We start from the raw sequence: 20576 nt of genomic DNA on the forward strand, positions 1-20576 counted from the left end.
GATGATAGAACGGCTCCGATTTAGGAAGAGTACATGTCTTGATAATAGGTTTTGTACGCTCCCGAGACGATGCGCTCAACCCATTCCGGATGTGATCGGTACCATTCAATCGTCTCTTCGATTCCATGTTCAAAACTGTAGCGTGGCACCCACCCGAGTTCGTCTTTCATTTTCGTCGCGTCAATGGCATAACGACGGTCGTGACCAGGGCGATCCGTCACGAATTGGATGCGGTCATCGGGTAAGTCAAAAGCCTGTAAAATCGTTCGGACGAGCTCGAGGTTCGTCTTCTCGTTATGTCCGCCGATGTTATAGACTTCTCCGACCTGACCCTTTTGCCGAACGAGATCAATCGCTTCACAGTGGTCCTGTACATGTAACCAATCTCGGATATGTCCTCCGTCCCCATATACTGGGAGTAGTTGATCGGTCATACAATGGTGCACCATGAGCGGAATCAGTTTCTCGGGGAATTGATACGGACCATAATTGTTGCTGCAACGGGTGATCTTAATCGGTAAGCCGTACGTCTTATGATAGGAACGAACGAGCAAATCAGACCCGGCCTTCGAGGCAGAATAAGGACTGTTCGGGGCGAGGGGGGTCTCTTCTGTAAAGAACCCTGACTCCCCTAGCGACCCATACACCTCATCCGTCGAGACATGGACGAAACAGACATTGTCTCGATAGTCTCGACTGTATTTGTCATCCGGGTACCGTTTCCAATGCCGCATGGCCACATCGAGCAACACTTGTGTACCCAAGATATTCGTCGAGAGGAACAACTCCGGCTCAAGAATACTTCGGTCGACATGCGATTCCGCCGCAAAATGAACGACTTCGTCAATCTCAAAGAGAGAGAACAGTTCATCAATCGCTGGACGGTCACGGATGTCTACTTTCCGAAACACGTAGAGCGGGTCGTGCTCGAACGCTTGGACGTTCTCTAAATTGCCGGCATAGGTCAAAGCGTCGACGTTAAGGATTCGTGACGTTGGATGTTTGTCCCGAAAGTGTTTTATGAAATTTGAACCGATGAACCCGGCTCCGCCAGTCACTAGGATCGTATGCATTGGTCTGTTCTCCTTCCTCTAGAAGCGATATCAAATACTGTCCGTAATCGGTCATCTTGAGCGTCTGACCCATGTCGGCCAATTGCTCTCGCGTGATGAACCCACGACGCCACGCAATTTCCTCCAAACAAGCGATGTAATAGCCTTGCCGTTCCTGCACCGTCTGTACGAAGATGGAGGCTTTGATCATCCCCTCTGGCGTTCCTGTATCGAGCCAAGCCATCCCGCGACCGAACAAGACGACGTTCAATTCGCCTCGTTCCAAATACATCTGATTGATCGACGTGATCTCGAGCTCGCCGCGTGGCGACGGCTTTACTTGTTTTGCGAACTCGACGACTTGATTGTCATAAAAGTAGAGCCCCGGTACCGCATAATTGGATTTTGGGACCGCCGGCTTCTCTTCGATGGACAAGACGCGTCGATCCGCATCGAACTCGACGACACCGAATGCCCGTGGGTCCTTGACCGGATACCCGAACACCGTCGCGCCTGATTGTCGCTCTTTCGCATCCTGTAAAAAGCGCGTCAAGTTCGGACCATAGAAGACGTTATCCCCTAAGATGAGGCAAACGGAGTCGTCCCTGATGAACGATTCTCCTAATATGAAGGCATCCGCGAGACCGACCGGACGCTCTTGTACTTGGTACGTAATCGAGATTCCAAGTTGATGCCCGTCACCGAACAGTCGTTCATACCCTGCAATGTCTTTCGGGGTCGAGATCAATAAAATCTCCTTGATGCCGGCGAGCATCAACACCGACATCGGATAATAGATGAGGGGCTTGTCGTAGATTGGCAACAGCTGTTTCGAGACTGCTTTCGTCATCGGGTAGAGACGCGTCCCGTTCCCACCCGCTAGAATGATTCCTTTCATCGTTCATTCCCTCCTTCAAGGATTACGTCACAAATGCGGTCGACCATCTCCATTGTCATATCCGGATAGAGAGGTAACGTGATCACCCGATCCGAGACGTACGTGGCGTTCGGTACGGATGCGTCGAATGCGTAGCAGGAAAAATCGGTCACGAGCGGATAAAAGTACTTCCGGGCGAGAATCCCATGCTGCGCTAAGTATGCCATCATGTCATCGCGTGCCGCTCTCCCTTTCGTGACGAGAACCGGATAGTACGCATAGTTGGACTCGGTCCGTTCATTCCGAAGGTTCAAGCGCAGAAACGAAGCGTCCCTTAAACGGGTGTCGTATCGCTCGACCAGACGTTTCCGCTTTTCAATGTCGGCATCGATCCGTGGGAGGTTGCACCGTCCCATCGCCGCCTGAAACTCGTTCATCTTGGCGTTGCCCCCGACCGATTCGACGGATTCTGGTCCGGTGATCCCAAAGTTGACGGCTTGATGAATCGCTTCGACGTAACGGGCATCCCGGAACGTGAGCGCGCCACCCTCAATCGTGTGAAACACTTTTGTCGCATGAAAGCTGAACATCGTCAGGTCGCCGAACGTCGAGACGTCGCGCCCGTCGTGCCGGACACCGAACGCGTGCGCCGCATCGTAGAGGACATGGAGCCCATGGCGTTTTGCGAGTTGTTCGATCGCCTCCACGTCACATACGTTCCCATACACATGAACGGGTAGGATGGCCGTCGTCCGTTCCGTGATCAACGCCTCGATTTTGTTGACGTCAATCGTGTAGTCGACGGGGTTGATGTCACAAAAGACAGGGGTGATCTGTTTTCGGATGAGCGCATGCGTCGTCGAGGCGAATGTGAACGGCGTCGTGATGACCTCACCTGTCAACCCGAGCACATCAATCGCCGTCTCGAGTGCCAGATGACCGTTCGTCAATAAGGAGACGTGCGGGACGTGGAGACGCTGCTCTAACTCTTCTTCTAATGCCCGCACATGCTCGCCACGGTTGCTCAAGTGACGCGACTCCCAAAGGGGACGAATCATCTCGACATACGTATCAAAATCCGGCATACTCGGTCGTGTGACGGGAATGACGGCATCTGTTTCTACATTTGAACCATTCATGGTGAAATCACCCCTTTTCCTTTCGTTTAAGCGAATGCCCGATTTCGTATTTTAATCAGCCACTCCGTTAAATGTGGCTGCTTGATCATCAGGTAAGGTCGGATTCGATCGATTCCGACGAATCGATCGAGATACGCGTCATATCGAGTAGAACGTAACGCATCATACTCTCCTTTCAATCGGTGGAGCCCCACTTCAAAGGAAATCCGGGACAACTCCAGCTCCTTATGGTATTTTCCATCGGTATAGGCATCAAATAAGTTGATAAACCGAATGAACTCCTCATGTCGCTTCACGTCACGTTCGACATTCCCCTCGTTCCAGATGGTCGTCGCCGACCCTTCGACCTCGTAGCGATAGACACTCATCACTTCCGGCATGTAGTAGGCGTATCCCCTGCTCGTGATATACAAACGAATCGATGCATCTCGCGCCGGCGTCTCTTCGAGCCATCGCGGGGCGTCATGTAAATCGTTCACATACAACATGGACATCGTGGGAACGAACCCGAGTAACTGTAATTCACCGGCGTCATACGTCCGGGGCACGGATGAGGCGAGCTTTCGATTTTCCGGCATCCATGGAATGACGTGCCAGTTCATGTGGAGCTTTCCACCTGTCTCAACGTACGCATCGTGGAAACAAAGTGTACAGTCCGGATGGGCTTCCATATAGTCGACTTGTTTTTGCAATTTGTACGGGTCGGTCCAGTAATCATCGCCCTCACAAACCGCGATGTATTTGCCGCGTGCCCGCTCCTCGTTCAACCGGGCGATGAACACGCCTTTTGAATATTGATTCTCCGTCTGATAGATGACGTTGAATTTTTCAGGATATTTCTGAACGTATTCCCGGATGATGTCTGCCGTCCGATCCGTCGAGGCGTCATCATGGATCAGAATCTCGACCTCGAAGTTCGTGCGCTGTGACAAAAAGCCTTCAATCGCCTGAGCGATGTACTTCTCGTGATTGTATGTGATGCAGTTGATGCTCACCATGACCATGATGAATCCCTCCTTTATGAGACTTCCGCGTCTTGTGCGACAGTGGCTCGATAGGTGTCCGGTTGACTCGCGTCGAACGGCTCGTTCACCCACATCACCGTCACTAAATCTTTCACGCCCGTGTTTTCGATATGATGGACGTAACCTGGCGGAATCTCGATGACTTCAAGCTGTTCTTCACTGACATGGAACGAGATGATCTGATCTTGGTCCATCAACCGGAGCCGAATCACGCCTTCACCGCTGACGACGATGAATTGTTCATGTTTCGACTCATGCCAGTGCTCCCCTTTTGTGATTCCGGGTTTGGCCACGTTGACGGAGACTTGACCACGGTCAGGCGTCTTGAACAGTTCTGTGAACGATCCCCGCACGTCCTGATGCATCAAGAGAGGCGTGACCATCCGTTCTTTCGGCAAGTAACTTAAGTACGTGCTGTACAGCTTTTTCGTAAAAGGATCCGATACATCCGGTACCCCTCTAGCCATTCGGACCGCTTCGAACGATTCAATCATTCGGGCAAGGTCGAATAATGTGATCTGGTGTGTCGGGACATCTGAATCGGTGCTTTCTGTTTTATGCAACGCCCCTACAAACGATGCGACGACGTCATCGACATGGGCGAGCGTCAACACGTGATTGGGATGTGTGACCGTGATGTCCTCTCCTCGTGCAATCTGATAACAAAACGTCGTGACCGCACTGTTATAGAATGGTCTCCCCCATTTGCCGAACAGGTTCGGGAGCCGATATATGTGAACCGGTGCCCCGCTCCGTTGACCGTACAGCCGCAAAATGTCCTCCGCTTCTCGTTTACTGTTTCCGTAAGGATTGTCTTGAGTCGCTTGAATCGATGAGGCGAAAAAGACGGGGACCGGATTATAGGACAGCAATTCGGTGGCGATCGCCTCGGTCAAGTCGACGTTTCCCGTCGTGAATTCTTCGACTCGTTCGGGACGGTTCACTCCGGCCACATGATAGACGGCGTCCGCTCGACGCAGATAGCTGCTTCGTTCCACGGATGATGTCGAACGGGTGATCGGGAGGACGAGATGCCCAGCCCGCTCCAAGGCGTGGACGAGGTGTCTGCCTAAAAAACCGTTCGCACCGGTGACGACGATGTCCATGATTCTCCCTCCGTTTCTTCGGTTGACTGGATGTGTAAGGTCAGCCATCGCTCGGGATGTTCGACGAGTCGAAGCATCGTCTCGACGTCTTCAAACTCTAGAATCAAACTACCGAGTGCTTGATTTGCCCCTTCGAAGCGCGGTACCACATCTCCGACGTTGTAATAGATGTTCGCTTGTCGAATCGTATATGTGTCCTCATCGAAATGGACACCCATGAATCGCCCCGTTTCTTGACTGCCGATGATGAAATAGGCGGACGGTACGGTCACTGGTTTCATCTCGATCGTCACCGGTATCCCGAGTGCGACATCAATCGTCGCCTGGACCAAGTCGACGCCTGTCGCTTGTTCGATGATTTGTGGGATGTAATTCCCTCCGTTCCGTGGACCGATATCCATCAGATAGACGTCTTCTCCTTTGACGAAGATGTCGAAGTTGAACGCGCCTTGCTTGAAGCCGACTTTAGTCAACATGCGTTGCAACGTCTCATGGACTCGCTCAAGCACGTGAGGCGGATGGACACTCGGGAAACTCGCACTGATCGGGGCGAACGGGTTGACTCCGTTCACATTGAAGTGTCCGTTTCCGAAACAACGAAACACCAACTCCTCGTCGACGACAAATCCATCACCCGCTAATTGATAGCCGTCTCGGGTAATGAACTCCTCCACGACTACTTCCTGATTGAATGACATCGTAAATGCCACTCGAAGATGGCGACGAAGCTGCTCAATCCCGTTCCCCCGACTCCATTTGTTGACCCCTTTACTCCCAGAGGCGTCGGCCGGTTTGATGATGTACTCGCCCGCTCGATTCCGTAACGTTTCGACGGCTATTTCTAGTTCGGTAAACGCAAAGGCTTCCGGGACGGCAAAGCCATGTCGCTGTAGGAATGTTCGAAACTTCGCTTTATTCGTCAACGTTTCGACCGTTTCTAGCGAGTTCGTCACTAAACCGAGCGCTTCTCCGACATAGGCGGCCGTTCGCGCCGCCGGGTCGGAGGCATAAGCGACAATCCCATCGATGCCTTCTTCTCTCGCGATGGCGAGGACTGCTTCCCGATCAAGCGTGCTCGTACAGTAATAGCGATCGGCCACGAGTCGACCTGGATTATCCGGTAGATAGTCACAGAGAACGGTGAATATCCCTTGTTGTTTCGCTTTTTGGATGATGGGAACTTGATGCATCGCGCCCCCGAGCAACATCAGCTTCAGCATGGTGAGAATCTCCTTTGCGATAAAGTGGTTGGAGTAAATCGGCGTAGATGGCAGCAGTACTGGCGTTCAGTCGCGGTGTCACGAGTTCTTTCGATTGTTGTCCGTGAGCTTTCAATTTTTCAGGATGTTCCAGATACCGCTTAAGCTCGGTCACGAGTGACGCCACCGTCGGTTCGCATTTGTAACAGTTAATGCCTTCGTGCAGATGTCTCTCAACGTTGTTGACGTCATGGCTGACAACAATCCCCATCCCGGACGCGCAGGCTTCAATGATGCTGATGTTCCCGTTCGAATAGGTCGCCGGTAATACGAGGATGTCCGAACTCCGGTAAACGAGATTCAATCCTTCCCACGACTCGATTTCGTCAAGGAACGTGACGTCCTTCAACTGCTCGTCCTCGATATATCGCCGACACGCATCTGCGAGGTGTCCGTCGCGATTGAGCGACATGGAAAGGTTCGGATATTCTTCTTTCAAGATTCGATACGCCTCCAAGGCGACGAGCGGTTGATAACGTTCAATTAAGCGATTGGCAAACAACAGATGAATCGGGTCATTTGGTCCTTTCTGACGCAATGGGTGCGACATATGCGTCTCGATATCAATCGGATAGGGCGCCGAGACGACTCGTTCGGAAGGGAAGCCTAGTTCCTTGATAAATTGATCGCGTGCGACGTTTCCCATTCCGAAAATCAAATCGGTCCGCTTGAACAGTCGATGAATCCGTGTGGTCTTGTGCAAGCCGTTTTCTCTTGTCAATAACGTCGATTCGCCGCTCGTCTCACCTCGAACGTTTCGGATTGGCTCGCTCATGACGACGACGCGCACCCCGAACAGTTTGACAATTTTTAAGAGAATTGCGTGAAACGGGGTAAAGCCGGCTAGTAGCAAGATATGCGGTCGAAACCGGATGAGTTGGACAAACACATCGAGTGACAGATAGTTCGTCTTTTTCGAGAAATAGGAGCCTCTCAAGACGCGACAGCGTTTACCAAGTGGGATGACCCACCAATCAGGACGTTGATCCGTGATTTGTCTATAAAACCAAAACTCAGTATCAAAATATTTATGGAGCGCGTCAGCGAATTTCACTTGATACGGGGAAGCCATATTGGATAAGAAGACGATTCGTTCTCTGGTCATCACACTCACCCGATTCGTTTCGCGGAAGCGGGAATCGTCCATTTCGCGAGTTCTTCCTGGATGTAAGGTAACGTCAACAAGAGTTCCTTCACTTCCTCCACATCGAGCTGTCTCGTATTGTTCGAGTTGTACTCGCCTTGAGCAGTCAACTCCTGGCTGCCTTCACTGAAGTACTTCTCGTAGTTCAAGTCACGATTGTCGGCCGGGACGCGGAAGAATCCACCCATGTCCTCGGAGACGACTTTCTCTTCCCGGGTCATCAACGTCTCGAACGCTTTCTCACCGTGGCGGGTCCCGATGACTTTGATGGGGAGATCGACCCCGAACAGTTGTTTCACGGCTTCCGCGAGCACACCGATTGTCGAGGCAGGTGATTTTTGGACCATGATGTCACCGGCATGCGCATGATGGAATGCGAAGACGACGAGTTCGACCGCATCGGCCAAGCTCATCAAGAAACGCGTCATGAGCGGATCGGTCACGGTGAGCGGCTCCCCTTTTTTGATTTGCTCCACGAATAATGGGATGACCGACCCACGCGAGGCCATCACGTTCCCGTAACGGGTCCCGCAGATGAGCGTCCGGTCTGGTCCGACCGCACGGGCCTTGGCGACGAAAACTTTTTCCATCATCGCTTTTGAGATTCCCATCGCATTGATTGGGTAGGCCGCCTTATCCGTCGAAAGACAGATGACCTTCTCCACACCCGCTTCGATGGCGGCATTCAAGACATTTTCCGTACCGAGAATATTCGTCTTCACCGCTTCGATTGGGAAAAACTCACACGAGGGAACTTGTTTTAGTGCCGCTGCATGGAAAACGTAATCGACCCCATACATGGCATTTTTGACACTGTTCGGGTCCCGTACATCGCCAATGTAGAATTTTAACTTGTCATGATGATAGCGATTGCGAATGTCTTCTTGTTTCTTCTCATCCCGTGAAAAGATGCGAATCTCTTTGATGTTCGTATCGAGGAATCGCTCCATCACGGCATTGCCGAACGATCCCGTCCCACCCGTGATGAGCAATGTTTTATTGGAAAACATAAGAAGGCTCCTTTCGTAGCTGTCTAGTCTCAGATGTAGGAAGAGCGGTATGTCATCATTTACCCGGTTGGTCTCACTTAAATTGGTAACTTAATGGAAACCGTTATCATTTTTTCGCAACATGCATCATCTTCTTTTCTTCAGACGTCGGGCTGGGTGGGGGCGCCCCTTCCACGATTCCTTCCCGGAGCAAAACGTTCCTGACGGTCAAGGCGATACAGCGCAGATCGAACCATAAGCTCATCTGGCGAACGTATTCCCCGTCGAGTTTCGCCTTCACCTCAATCGGAAGCTCATCGCGCCCCTTCACCTGTGCCCATCCGGTCAGCCCCGGCAGCGCTTCTGTCGCACCCACTTGTCGACGAGCCTCGACCAAGTCGTCCTGATTCCACAGTGCGGGTCTCGGTCCGACGATGGCCATCTCGCCTTTTAAAATGTTTACGAGCTGTGGCAATTCATCGAGACTCGTCTTGCGAAGAAACGCCCCGACGCGCGTGATATGTTTCGTGGAGTCGTTAAACAGATGTGTCGGGACATCGTTCGGGGTATCCTGATGCATCGTCCGGAACTTATACATCCAAAAACGTGTCTCCCGTAATCCGATACGCTCCTGTTTGAAAAAGACGGGACCCCTTGAATCGATTTTGATCAAGAGGGCGATGAGGAGCAGGAACGGGGCGAGGAGAAGGAGCGCGACTCCGCTGAGCGTCCCGTCAAAAATTCGTTTGAACGTCATATAGCCCATGGCTCACACCTCTTTCTTCTCGGTCGACACCGGATGCTGCTTCCACACCTCTCGCATCACATAGTCCGTGTAGGACAACAAGATGCGGAGCACTTTATCGGAGACGTTCGGCATGGCGTAATCGTTCACGAGTCGCATCGGACCTTCCGTTTCTTCTAAGATTCGAAGCGCCTGAAGCACCCGTTCCCGCTTCAATCCGACCATCATCGCTGCCCCTTCCTCCATCGCCTCCGGACGCTCATGCGCTTGTCGGATATTCAATCCTTTGATTCCAAGAATCGAGCTTTCTTCACTGATCGTACCGCTGTCCGACAACACGGCCTTCGCATGGAGTTGCAGGTGGACGTAGTCACTGAAGCCGAGCGGCTTGAGGGTACGAATGTTTGGATGGAGACGCACCCCACTCTCACGAATGCGTTTTGCCGTCCGGGGATGGGTGCTGACGATGAGGGGGAGCTGGTACGTGGTCGCGACCGCATTGAGCGTGTCGACGAGATCGAAAAAGTTCTCGTCATCACTGATGTTTTCATCGCGATGGGCCGATACGACGAAATAGGCATCTCGCTCCAAGTCGAGCCGTTCGAGCACGTCTGACCGCTCGATCTTCTCCCGTTGACGATGGAGCACCTCGTACATCGGGCTCCCCGTCTTGATGATGCGGTCCGCCGGTAACCCTTCACGAAGCAGATACTCGCGTGCGATGTCACTATAGGTCAGATTGATGTCGGCGATATGGTCGACGATGCGACGATTCGTCTCCTCCGGGACCCGTTCATCAAAACAGCGATTCCCTGCCTCCATATGGAAGATGGGAATGTGATGACGTTTTGCGGCGATGGCTGCGAGACAGCTGTTCGTGTCCCCGAGTAGCAAGACCGCGTCCGGACGCTCGGATGCGAGCACGGGATCGATGGCGATGAGGATATTCCCGATCGTCGCCATCGGACCATCCGCCGAGGCGTCTAACACATAATCCGGTGTCCGGAGTCCGAAGTCTTCAAAGAAAATTTGATTCAATTCATAGTCATAGTTTTGTCCCGTATGAACGAGCACATGGTCGATTGCCTCGGAGGCTTCGAGACGTGCCATCACGGCGGACAATCGAATGATTTCGGGTCTGGTACCAACAATCGTCATGACCTTGAGTCGTTTCATCTTGTTCCCTCCTAGGATGTGTGGTGAATGGATAGGATGCGTAGTTTCAATTGAGCGAACACTTGGCGGAACATGGCTTTCTCCGTCTCATCAAATGCGAGTCCCCACATGATTACGGCGTAAATACTGATGAACACGATTCCCTTCACCCCGAAGCCGAACCAATTCGAGGACGGGAAGAAGAACTGGATCCCCCAGCCGATGAGCGTGTACAGGAGAATACCGGGCAAGAGCTTCAGATGGCACTTGCGGAAAAAGTCGAGGATGTCGAGACCGAGGACCCGATGGTAAATCACGTTCATATAGAAGACGAGTCCGACGATGTTGCCGATACAAATGGCGATGGCCGCACCGATCGGACCAAAGTGTGGAATCAACAGTGGTGAGAGCGTCATACTGATGGCGGCCACGATGAGGGCAGCGAACGCCCGATACTTCACTTTGTTCTCGGCAATGAGTGTCGTGTTGCCGATGTCTTGCGTCAACGTGATCACACTCGGTGCAATCAAGAGAAGCGCGATCACGTAAGAGTCGGTGAAGTCTGGTCCGACCCATAGGTGCATGAACTCTCGACCGAGGATGAAGAACGAAGCGAGAATGAGTCCGACGATATACAGTTGAATTCGACCGATGCGGACGAAGAGGTACCCGATGGCCTCACGATCGTTTCGGGACAACATCCGACTGACCTTCGGAAGGAATAAGTAACCGAGCGAGGCCGCGATGGTCCAGACATACCCTTCGATGACCATCCCGACGGAAAAGAGGGCGATCGAAGCACTGCCTGCTAGAATCCCCAGTAAACTCGGGGTGATGTTCAACACGAAGCGTTGGGCGACGAGCGTGATCGTGCTCCAGGACGTGAAACTAAAGATGTCCCGATATATCCCTTTCTCTCGATTCTGAAAGTTGGCACGGACGAGAGTCTTGCGCCGAATGAAGACGTATTCGATGAGTAATACAATCGTGCCGACCAACGCATTGACGATGACAAGGGCGTACAACCCATAGCCGAGAAGAAGCGCGGTGACCATCAAAGCGACCGTCCCGACCTTCTCAGCGAGATGCAGGGCACTCGAGAAGAGGAATTGTTCATGGGATACGAGAATGCCAGAGAATGGCTTCGTCGGGAACGAGACGACGATGAACAGTCCTGCGATGACATAGAGCACTTTCAACTGTTCGAGTTCGGTCGCCGTCAAACTCGAGTAAATCGAGTCCAAGAAGAAGTAGACGACGGTGAGGATGAGGAAGAGGACGAGTGAGATGGCGATGAACAGTTTATAGGCGATGCCTAAAAATCGTCCTGCCCGCTCGTGGTCCCCCTCCGCCATATACTTGCTCATGAATCGTGAGACGGCCGCATCGAGCCCGAAGTCCATCGCGAACATACTGATGAGAGAGATGGTCAGCATATACAACCCGTAACTCGCCTGCCCGATTTCATGAATCATCCACGGCGTATAGATGAGACCGGATAAGATGCCGAAAAAGATCTGTGTGTAGGACATGACCGCTCCAATCTTGATTTTGCGGTTACTGGCTGCCTCGTCTAGCGTCATGCGTGTCGACATATGCTTCACCTCCTCGTTTTACCAAAAGAACGAATACACCGGCGCTTCGCGAATAAACAAGAGACCGAGCAACATAACTGCCGAGTAATAGACGACGAGTCGTTCCCGCCGCTCGAACGTGCCGACAATCTCTGGAATCATCAACAATAGGAAGAGTGAAAAGTATTGGACGAGCCGCATCATGGACGGGTTTAAGAATGTCAACGGCAAGAGACAGGCGGCGAGTAACAACGCATTGAAGAAATGGATGGCGGATGGATTGTTCGCTAAAATTTGATCTTTTCGCCATAGTGCCATGAAGAGAACAGAGAGCAACATCAGACTGAAGTTGACCGCCCCGGCCCCTTCCATGGCGCTGTAGGTTTCATAGCCAGACACTTGAACGAGCAGATCGAAGAACGAATTCCGGAAGACGAACAATCCGATGACGACCCCGAACATGGTCATCAAATACGCTTTGGTCAGTTGCTTGTTCGCTAAAAAGTAGAACGGGACGAAGATGAGCGAGGATTTATGAATCGTCATGGCGATGCATACGAGCAGAAGGAACCAGCCCAACTTCCGCGCCCGCACGAAATGGTATCCGACGAGCACGACGAGCGCGGTCGCCACCGTTTGGCGTAAGCCGGTGACGGCGAAGAATTCGTAGAAGAGGACCGAAAAGAGCAGGAAACTGATGAGCGGTTCGCTCGAGTATTTGTAGATGAAATAGCCGAGTGGGATCATGAAAATCATCGCGATGAGCACGAGATACACTTGATAGTCCGTAATCACATACTGGATGAGACGTTGGAACAGGTAGAAACCCGGGTCCTCGCTCTCAGTGAAGACGATTTCAAAGAAGCGGTCGGTGAACGCACCGAGCGGTAACGTTTGCGACTGAAGGAAGAGTGCCTTGTACTGCGCGGTATCTGCCCCGACGGTGACGTCTCGGAAGCCTGACAAGACGATCCATTGAATCGTGGCGAAAGATACGAACCAAGCACGGCGACTCGGAATCTCGTGACGGATCAACAACAGTCCCCAACCGACCAACAGCGCCATATTGACTAAATAGATCGTCATCTCAACCCCTCCTTTCTAACGATAAATCAGATTGGTCATCCCTCGATATAGAGACAGCAGGTTTGAAAACAGGATACCGTTCCAGCGAAGCCACCGATATTCCAGCGGTCCAAAGTAACGATTCACATCATGTGTCGTTAAGTACTGTTCCCGTACGTCCGCCGCATTTTCTTTAAACGTGTGCTTCAGAATGATGGCGGTCAATTCCTCTCCGTTATCACGCACCTCGACGTCCTGGAGTAGCCGCTTCAGATAGCGATTCGATTCCATCGTGGCTCGATATGCGATTTTTTTCGTCTGTTGCTCGCCGTGAATCCGTGAATAGACGAGCGGCTCACGCATCACGTAAAAGTCGAACCCATCGAGCGCCAACTCGACCCAGCAGATCCAGTCTTGAATGAAGCGGTCCTCTAACGAAAAACGCCGATGTTCGAACGCTCGTCGCGGAATCAAGAGCGCGCATCCGTTCAAAGTCGAGGACAACAGCAAGTGACGGAACATGTCCTGACTCGAATAGAATCCGCTCACTTTCCGTTGCACCCGTCGGATTGCCTCCCCATTTTCGTCAATGAACGCCGTCCCTGTGACGACGATTGTCTGGTTCATCGGGAGATGTTGCTCGTGCAATGCGGCGAGCTGTCGTTCGATCTTTGTCGGTTCGTACACGTCATCGTGACTGAGCCAGGAGAAATAGTCTCCGTTCATTTCTTCAATCCCACGATTCAACGCACTCGAGACGCCCCCATTTTCCTTTTCCACGTAGCGAATTTTCTTGCCGTAACTTGTCGCAATCGCCGCCGTTTTCCCGTCATCAGTCGAGCCGTCGTTGACGACGATCACTTCAATCGAAGGATGCGTCTGGGCTAAGGCGCTGTCGATACATGTCCGTAAATAATCGCTCCCGTTATAGACGGGGATGATGATGGATACGAGTGGTGTCATAAAGCGTTCCTCACTTTCTCGGTTTGCAGCTCCTCATACACGTGCAGGTAGTCCTCCGCCCGGTCGAATAAGTCGAACCGTTGACGCGCTTCGTTCGCACAAGCGATTCGTGAGATCGAGGCGTGATGGAGACGATCGAGTCCGTCCATTACATCTTCGACCGATCGCGTGGCGACGACGACACCGGTCCGTTCTGTCACAAGTTCCGGACTGGCCGTGGAATTGAGGACGAGAACTGGCGTGCCACAGGCGAGTGCCTCTGCCGTCACGTTTCCAAATGATTCTTCCTCTGACAGGTTCAACAAGACGTCTGCCGCGGCATAGTAAGAAGCCAATTCGCTCGGGTCATGTGTCTCCTGAACGTGAAGCACATTCGCCGGCAGGTCATGTTGTTCAGGCATCTGTCCGACTAAGACGATTTGGTCGGACGGTCTGGCCGTGGCCAACTCCATGAAGGCAGACAATCCTTTCGCCTCCGTCCAATGGCTCGCCACACCGAGAAGAATGTGTTGTCCCGTCAACCCGAGGCGTGCCCGAAGTGGGGCTACCTCTTTCGGTGTGAACGTCTCCAAATCGACCCAGTTGTAGATGCGACGAATGATGGAGGCGTGTTGCAGAATCGAGAAGTGGGCTTCCATCGTGATCCAATCCGACACTCCCACTACTGCCAAGCGTGGAATGGCGTCGTACCATTGGCGCTTGTCCGCCAACATCTCGCCGGTCCGGTCTAAAAACCAGCTCGGGATGTCTTCTTTTAAGAGCGGGCATTGTCCACATCCATCCTTCCAGCGCGTACATCCGACCGCCGTATAGTGGGTACATTTCCCGGTGAATAGCCAGCAGTCGTGAAGCGTCATGACGGTGGCGATGTCCTGCTTCGCCAAATACTCAAACAACGTCTGAAGATGAAGGTAATTGGCGTGAAGATTATGAAGATGAACCACGTCCGGCCGAAAGCTGTCCATGAAGGCAATCAAGTCAGCGGTCGACCGTTTAGACGTGTACCCTTGGCGCCCCGTCACGCGGGCGTGGAGCGCATGTCGCTTCGTTTCCCACGCCTGTCCGACTACCACACTCGTCTCGGTCACCGGTCCGGTCGCATGGGCGATTCGGACGTTGTGTCCGTAAGAGGCATGAACGGATGCGAGCTCTTTACACATCCGACCGGTGCTTTTCACTTCGTTGATGGCATTGATGTGTAGAATATTCATGTCCGAGACCTCACTCGTATGCGTAGTAGGTGTTGTTATCACGAGAAGAACGTTTGTTGAGGACGAGGCCGAGAAGTTGTGACCCGGTCCGTTCAAGTTGTTCTTTCGCCTTCAGGACGAGCTGACGATCTGAGTTCTCGCAACCGATCACGAGAATCGTCCCATCGGATACGTTGGCCAACAGTCGAGCATCGGCGACGTGCATCATCGGAGGTGTGTCGACAATCACGATATCAAACTGTTCACGCAAATCACTCAGGAGGTCCGTCATGCGTGACGAGGCGATCAGTTCGGTCGGATTCGGTGGAATCGGACCGGCCGCCAGCAAGGTCAGACGCGGAATATCCGTTTTTTGGAGCGCATGTTCGAGCGTGACGCGACCGGCCAATACGGTAGACAATCCCGCATGTGCTGACATCTGAAACGTTTGGTGTGCCGTCGGTTTGCGCATATCACAATCGATGATGACGACATTTTTTCCGAGTTGCGAATAGACGACCCCTAGGTTTGCCGCCGTGGTCGACTTCCCTTCCCCGGACGAAGCGGAAGTGATCGTGATCATCTGTAACTTATGGCCGACGGACGTGAACTCCAGATTGGTCCGAATTGTCCGATATTGTTCAGAAATCGGTGACTTCGGATTCGCCAACGTGACGAGATCCCGTTTTTTATAATCAAGACGATTGGCGTTCTTTTTTCGACCGAACATGCGAAACGTCTCCTTTCACTTGGGGTGTCGCTTCTTTCACATTTTTCGTTTTCAAATCCCGGCGTTCGATTGTCGGAATCGATCCGATGACTGGCAAATCCAGCAACCGTTCCGCTTCTTGCTCATTCCGGATGCGTTTATCAAAGACGTGGCGTAATAGACCGATGAATCCACCTAACAAGAATCCGGCGAAAAGACCGATTGCCGTGTTGAGCAGTACGTTCGGTGAGACAGGCGCTTCCGGAATTTCGGCTGGAGATAAAATTCGAACGTTGTCGATGTTCATCAGATCCGGAATTTCAGAAACGAACACTTCACTGATCACATTGGCCGTTTCCGCTGCCACGACCGGGTCGTTCGCGGTGACGAACACATTGATGACTTGCGATTCCTCTTCACTTTCTACGGTGAGTGCATCCGAGAGCGGGTCTGGTGCGCTCGGCACCTGTTCTTTGACTTTCTCAAGAACAGCCGGGCTCTTCATGATGACGCGATACGTATTGACGAGTGAGAGCGAGGATAACACTTCCGAACTGTCTACGCGGTTGTCTTCTTGTTGTGTAACGAGTAGCACTTGTGTGGACGCCTCATATTTCGGCTGGATGAATGAAGTGCTCAAATAGTAAGCTAAGAGTCCGACGAGAACCATACTCACGAACATCCATTTCTTACTTTTCTTGAGAACTTCCACGAGATCGCCCACGATCGTCGTTTGTTCCTTCATGTTGGTTTCCTCCCTACAGACAGATTAAATGACCGAAATCAGGCGCAGGTTAACTGTAGTACCTTCTTACCCCCTTCATCTTGATAATTGAAAAGAAGGATTTATCATTTTTTCGCAACATCATGTCATGATGCCGTTCCGCTTTCTTCTTTTACGTTGTAGGGAGAGTCGAAAAACAAAAAAAGTAAAATGTAAGCGTTGACATTTTGAATTGCTACATGCTACATTTCAATTATCAAATAACAACTGAACGGTATCCTGCGCAGGAATGTTACCTTTAGTGGGCATAACCTGACTCGAGTCGGATGAATGACGTGATTTCACGTTCTTCGTTTGACACGGGTCAGGTTTTTTATTTGACGCAAACCAAAATTATGGGAAAAGGAAGGGAACGGACATGAAATATGAACAGCTCGCACGCGATATTATTCAACATGTTGGCGGGAAAGAGAACGTCAATAGCGTCGTCCACTGTATCACCCGTTTGCGTTTCAAATTAAAGGATGAACAAAAAGCAGATACCGAAACCATCAAAAACATGGATGGGGTCGTCACGGTCATGAAGAGCGGTGGTCAATACCAAGTAGTCATCGGGAATCATGTACCAGAAGTGTATAAAGCCGTCGTCGAGGTCGGCGGATTCCAACAACAGTCTCCAATTGAAGAAGAGAACGCTCCAAAAGGATCGTTGTTCAGCCGTTTTATCGATATCATCTCTAGCATCTTCACTCCTGTGCTCGGCGTCTTAGCAGCGACCGGGATGATCAAAGGATTCAACGCCCTGTTCGTCGCACTCGGTTGGCTCGACAATACGTCAGGTACGTATCAATTGTTGAATGCCATCGGGGATTCGCTGTTCTACTTCTTCCCGATTTTCCTCGGCTATACGGCCATTAAGAAATTCGGAGGAAGTCCGTTTATCGGGATGGCCATCGGGGCGTCACTCGTCTATCCGACCTTATCGACGCTGACGGCTGGAGACCCTCTCTATACGGTCTTTGCCGGAACCATGTTCGAGTCACCGATTCATATCACGTTCCTCGGTGTTCCTGTCATCTTGATGACGTACTCGACTTCCGTCATTCCAATTATTATCGCGGCATTCTTTGCAGCAAAACTTGAGAAGTTCTTGAAGACTGTCATTCCAGACGTCATCAAAATGTTCATCGTTCCACTACTCACTTTGTTGATTGTCGTTCCACTCACATTCATCTTGATTGGACCAATCGCGACTTGGGCAGGGATGCTTCTTGGTAGCGCCACGGTCGCTGTATATAACTTGAGCCCGCTCGTCGCCGGCCTATTCCTCGGTGGATTTTGGCAAGTGTTCGTCATCTTCGGTCTTCATTGGGGGCTTGTCCCGGTCGCCATCAACAACTTGACGTCACTCGGGGCTGACCCGATTCTCGCACTTGTGTTTGCAGCATCGTTCGCACAAATCGGTGCCGTGCTCGCAGTCTTCTTCAAAATTAAAAATCAAAAGATTAAAACGCTCACAATTCCGTCCTTCATTTCAGGTATCTTCGGTGTGACCGAGCCCGCTATTTATGGGGTGACGCTCCCCCTCAAAAAACCGTTCATCATGAGCTGTATCGGTGGTGCTGTCGGTGGTGGAATCATGGGTGTCATGGGTACACAAACTTATATCATCGGGGGGCTCGGTGTCTTCGGCTATCCGTCCACCATCTCGCCTGAAGGCATCACAACTGGTTTTTATGGTTCACTCATCGGAACGGCCGTTGCTTTCATCGTCGGGTTCGTCTTGACTTACCTCTTTGGCGGTGTCAATCAAGCAGCAACCGCGACACCACAATCAGAAGTTACACCGGTCGCCAAAGAAGTATCTGCGACAACTGTCAGTCAGGAACAAGTCGTTAGCCCGCTTCAAGGAACTGTCGTCCGTTTGAAAGATATCTCGGATGTCGCCTTCTCATCTGGTTCACTCGGTCAAGGTGTTGCCATCGAACCGACGGAAGGGAAACTGATCGCCCCGGTTTCCGGTACCGTGTCTGCCCTCTTCCCGACACATCATGCCATCGGGATCACAACGGAATCAGGGGCTGAAATCCTGATCCATATCGGTATGGATACCGTTCAACTAGAAGGGAAGCATTTCAAAGCACACGTCACACAAGGTGAATTTGTCGAAAAAGGACAACTGCTGATCGAATTCGATATCGACGCGATCAAGCAATCAGGTCGTGCGTTGACGACACCTGTGATTGTCACGAACCGAAAAGCACTCTCACCAAACTACGCCTCACATGTCCAGACGGGCGATCCGATTTTCATCATCTAATGAATCAAGTGGGAGGATTTTTCCTCCCACTAATATAGAAAGGATGGATACGATGAGTTTTCCAAAAGGATTTTTATGGGGTGGCGCCATTGCCGCCAACCAAGCAGAAGGCGCTTATGCAGAAGGGGGAAAAGGTTTAACTACCGTCGACTTGTTGCCGACGGGTAAAAAACGCTTCGATGTCATGTTTGGAGAATTGCCATCATTAGAACCTATGCCCGGAGAGTTTTATCCTTCGCATGAAGCGATTGATTTTTACCATCGCTACAAAGAAGACATCGCTTTATTCGCTGAGATGGGATTCAAGGCGCTTCGCCTCTCGATCGCATGGTCAAGAATCTTCCCGAACGGAGATGACGTGGAGCCGAACGAGGAAGGTTTGCAGTTTTATGATGATGTCTTCGATGAACTATTAAAACATGGGATTGAACCGGTCGTGACAATCGCTCACTTCGATGTACCTGTCAGCTTGATCAAAAAATATGGAAGCTGGCGCAATCGACGAGTCGTCGACTTCTTCGAGACATATGCGACGACCCTCTTCAACCGCTACAACGGTAAAGTGAAGTATTGGATGACGTTCAACGAGATCAATATGCTACTCCACCTCCCATTCATTGGAGCGGGCATCGTGTTCGAGGACGGAGAAGACAAGCAACAAGTGAAATATCAGGCGGCCCATCATCAACTCGTCGCGAGTGCGAAAGCCGTCAAAGCAGCTCACGAAATCAATCCTGATCTACAGGTGGGTTGTATGCTTGCTGCTGGTCAAACGTATGCCTATTCGTGTAACCCGAATGATGTGTTAGATGCAATGGACAAAGACCGTGAATCGTTCTTCTTCATCGACGTCCAATCACGTGGAGAGTACCCGGGATATGCCAAACGATATCTCGAGGAGCAAGGTATTACGCTTCAGATAGAAGAAGGAGACCTCGAACTGTTGAAAGAGCATACGGTCGACTACATCGGCTTCAGCTATTATGCAAGTCGGACGACGAGTACGGATCCAGAGATAAACCAGTCGACCGAAGGAAACATTTTCAGTTCACTTGAGAATCCGTTCCTCGAGAAATCGGAATGGGGCTGGACGATTGACCCGACCGGTTTCCGGATCACGGCGAACCAACTGTATGACCGCTATCAAAAGCCGCTATTCGTCGTCGAGAACGGACTCGGTGCCGTCGATACACCGGATGCGACCGGATATGTCGAAGACGATTATCGCATCGACTATATGGCGAAACATATCGAACAGATGCACGAGGCCATCAAGGACGGTGTCGACATCATCGGCTACACAAGCTGGGGTCCGATTGACTTGGTGAGTGCGTCGACCGGTGAGATGAAGAAACGCTACGGCTTCATCTATGTCGATAAAGACAATGAAGGCAACGGGACGCTCACACGTTCGAAGAAAAAGAGCTTCGATTGGTATAAGCAAGTGATTGCGACGAACGGGGCGGACGTCACTACTCCTGTTCAAACTACTAAATCTTGATTGAAAAGGAGGCAACCGACTTAAATCGGTTGCCTCCTT

At 51.5% G+C, this 20576-nt stretch carries 18 protein-coding genes; 2 read left to right on the forward strand and 16 right to left on the reverse strand.

All coding sequences use genetic code 11. The features are described from left to right. Window positions 1-20 precede the first annotated feature (20 nt). From rfbB to Q9R25_RS08375, 16 genes are all read right to left on the reverse strand, one after another. Complete coding sequence (gene rfbB / locus Q9R25_RS08300) at window positions 21-1073, reverse strand: dTDP-glucose 4,6-dehydratase (RefSeq protein ID WP_311283020.1); 1053 nt, start codon at window positions 1071-1073, stop codon at window positions 21-23. Continuing rightward, entirely contained in the window at window positions 979-1950 is a 972-nt protein-coding gene (rfbA, locus tag Q9R25_RS08305; RefSeq protein WP_311283021.1) for a glucose-1-phosphate thymidylyltransferase RfbA, read from the reverse strand. The genes rfbB and rfbA overlap by 95 nt, the downstream gene beginning before the upstream one ends. After that, window positions 1947-3068: a DegT/DnrJ/EryC1/StrS family aminotransferase gene (locus Q9R25_RS08310; RefSeq protein WP_311283022.1), complete on the reverse strand. Its 1122-nt coding sequence runs from the start codon at window positions 3066-3068 to the stop codon at window positions 1947-1949. Before Q9R25_RS08310 ends, rfbA begins: the two co-directional genes overlap by 4 nt. Window positions 3069-3094: 26 nt before the next feature. Beyond that, window positions 3095-4072 carry a glycosyltransferase family 2 protein gene (locus Q9R25_RS08315; RefSeq protein WP_311283023.1) on the reverse strand — a complete coding sequence of 326 codons (978 nt, stop codon included), beginning with the start codon at window positions 4070-4072 and terminating at the stop codon, window positions 3095-3097. A 14-nt stretch (window positions 4073-4086) separates the two neighbouring features. Next, window positions 4087-5199 (reverse strand): polysaccharide biosynthesis C-terminal domain-containing protein, encoded by a 1113-nt coding sequence (locus tag Q9R25_RS08320; protein WP_214690497.1) that lies wholly within the window; start codon window positions 5197-5199, stop codon window positions 4087-4089. Further along, window positions 5163-6419, reverse strand: a complete 1257-nt coding sequence (locus Q9R25_RS08325; protein ID WP_311283024.1) for an ATP-grasp domain-containing protein — start codon at window positions 6417-6419, stop codon at window positions 5163-5165. Before Q9R25_RS08325 ends, Q9R25_RS08320 begins: the two co-directional genes overlap by 37 nt. Continuing rightward, window positions 6328-7563 carry a glycosyltransferase family 4 protein gene (locus tag Q9R25_RS08330; protein WP_251125262.1) on the reverse strand — a complete coding sequence of 412 codons (1236 nt, stop codon included), beginning with the start codon at window positions 7561-7563 and terminating at the stop codon, window positions 6328-6330. The genes Q9R25_RS08325 and Q9R25_RS08330 overlap by 92 nt, the downstream gene beginning before the upstream one ends. 5 nt (window positions 7564-7568) lie before the next feature. Then, window positions 7569-8612 carry a polysaccharide biosynthesis protein gene (locus Q9R25_RS08335; RefSeq protein WP_159562892.1) on the reverse strand — a complete coding sequence of 348 codons (1044 nt, stop codon included), beginning with the start codon at window positions 8610-8612 and terminating at the stop codon, window positions 7569-7571. Between the two features lie 106 nt (window positions 8613-8718). Continuing rightward, window positions 8719-9357, reverse strand: a complete 639-nt coding sequence (locus Q9R25_RS08340; protein ID WP_311283025.1) for a sugar transferase — start codon at window positions 9355-9357, stop codon at window positions 8719-8721. 3 nt (window positions 9358-9360) lie between these two features. After that, window positions 9361-10512 carry a non-hydrolyzing UDP-N-acetylglucosamine 2-epimerase gene (gene wecB, locus Q9R25_RS08345; protein ID WP_214690494.1) on the reverse strand — a complete coding sequence of 384 codons (1152 nt, stop codon included), beginning with the start codon at window positions 10510-10512 and terminating at the stop codon, window positions 9361-9363. 11 nt (window positions 10513-10523) lie between these two features. Next, window positions 10524-12086: an oligosaccharide flippase family protein gene (locus Q9R25_RS08350; RefSeq protein WP_311283026.1), complete on the reverse strand. Its 1563-nt coding sequence runs from the start codon at window positions 12084-12086 to the stop codon at window positions 10524-10526. 18 nt (window positions 12087-12104) lie between these two features. Continuing rightward, a complete protein-coding gene (locus Q9R25_RS08355; protein WP_214690492.1) occupies window positions 12105-13151 on the reverse strand; it encodes an EpsG family protein in 1047 nt (348 codons plus the stop codon). Window positions 13152-13166: 15 nt separating this feature from the next. After that, window positions 13167-14093: a glycosyltransferase family 2 protein gene (locus tag Q9R25_RS08360; RefSeq protein ID WP_214690491.1), complete on the reverse strand. Its 927-nt coding sequence runs from the start codon at window positions 14091-14093 to the stop codon at window positions 13167-13169. Continuing rightward, window positions 14090-15304, reverse strand: a complete 1215-nt coding sequence (locus tag Q9R25_RS08365; RefSeq protein ID WP_214690490.1) for a glycosyltransferase — start codon at window positions 15302-15304, stop codon at window positions 14090-14092. Before Q9R25_RS08365 ends, Q9R25_RS08360 begins: the two co-directional genes overlap by 4 nt. A 10-nt stretch (window positions 15305-15314) precedes the next feature. Next, window positions 15315-16013 (reverse strand): CpsD/CapB family tyrosine-protein kinase, encoded by a 699-nt coding sequence (locus Q9R25_RS08370; RefSeq protein WP_311283027.1) that lies wholly within the window; start codon window positions 16011-16013, stop codon window positions 15315-15317. Beyond that, entirely contained in the window at window positions 15979-16737 is a 759-nt protein-coding gene (locus tag Q9R25_RS08375) for a YveK family protein (RefSeq protein WP_214690489.1), read from the reverse strand. The genes Q9R25_RS08370 and Q9R25_RS08375 overlap by 35 nt, the downstream gene beginning before the upstream one ends. A 397-nt stretch (window positions 16738-17134) precedes the next feature. On the opposite strand from Q9R25_RS08375, the gene Q9R25_RS08380 reads away from it, so the two are divergent. After that, complete coding sequence (locus Q9R25_RS08380; protein WP_214690488.1) at window positions 17135-19036, forward strand: beta-glucoside-specific PTS transporter subunit IIABC; 1902 nt, start codon at window positions 17135-17137, stop codon at window positions 19034-19036. Between the two features lie 43 nt (window positions 19037-19079). Beyond that, on the forward strand, window positions 19080-20537 hold the full coding sequence (locus tag Q9R25_RS08385; protein WP_311283028.1) for a 6-phospho-beta-glucosidase: 1458 nt from the start codon (window positions 19080-19082) through the stop codon (window positions 20535-20537). Window positions 20538-20576: the final 39 nt, after the last annotated feature.

Origin of the sequence: Exiguobacterium sp. BG5(2022), assembly GCF_031844365.1 — a bacterium.
Lineage (GTDB): Bacteria > Bacillota > Bacilli > Exiguobacteriales > Exiguobacteriaceae > Exiguobacterium > Exiguobacterium profundum.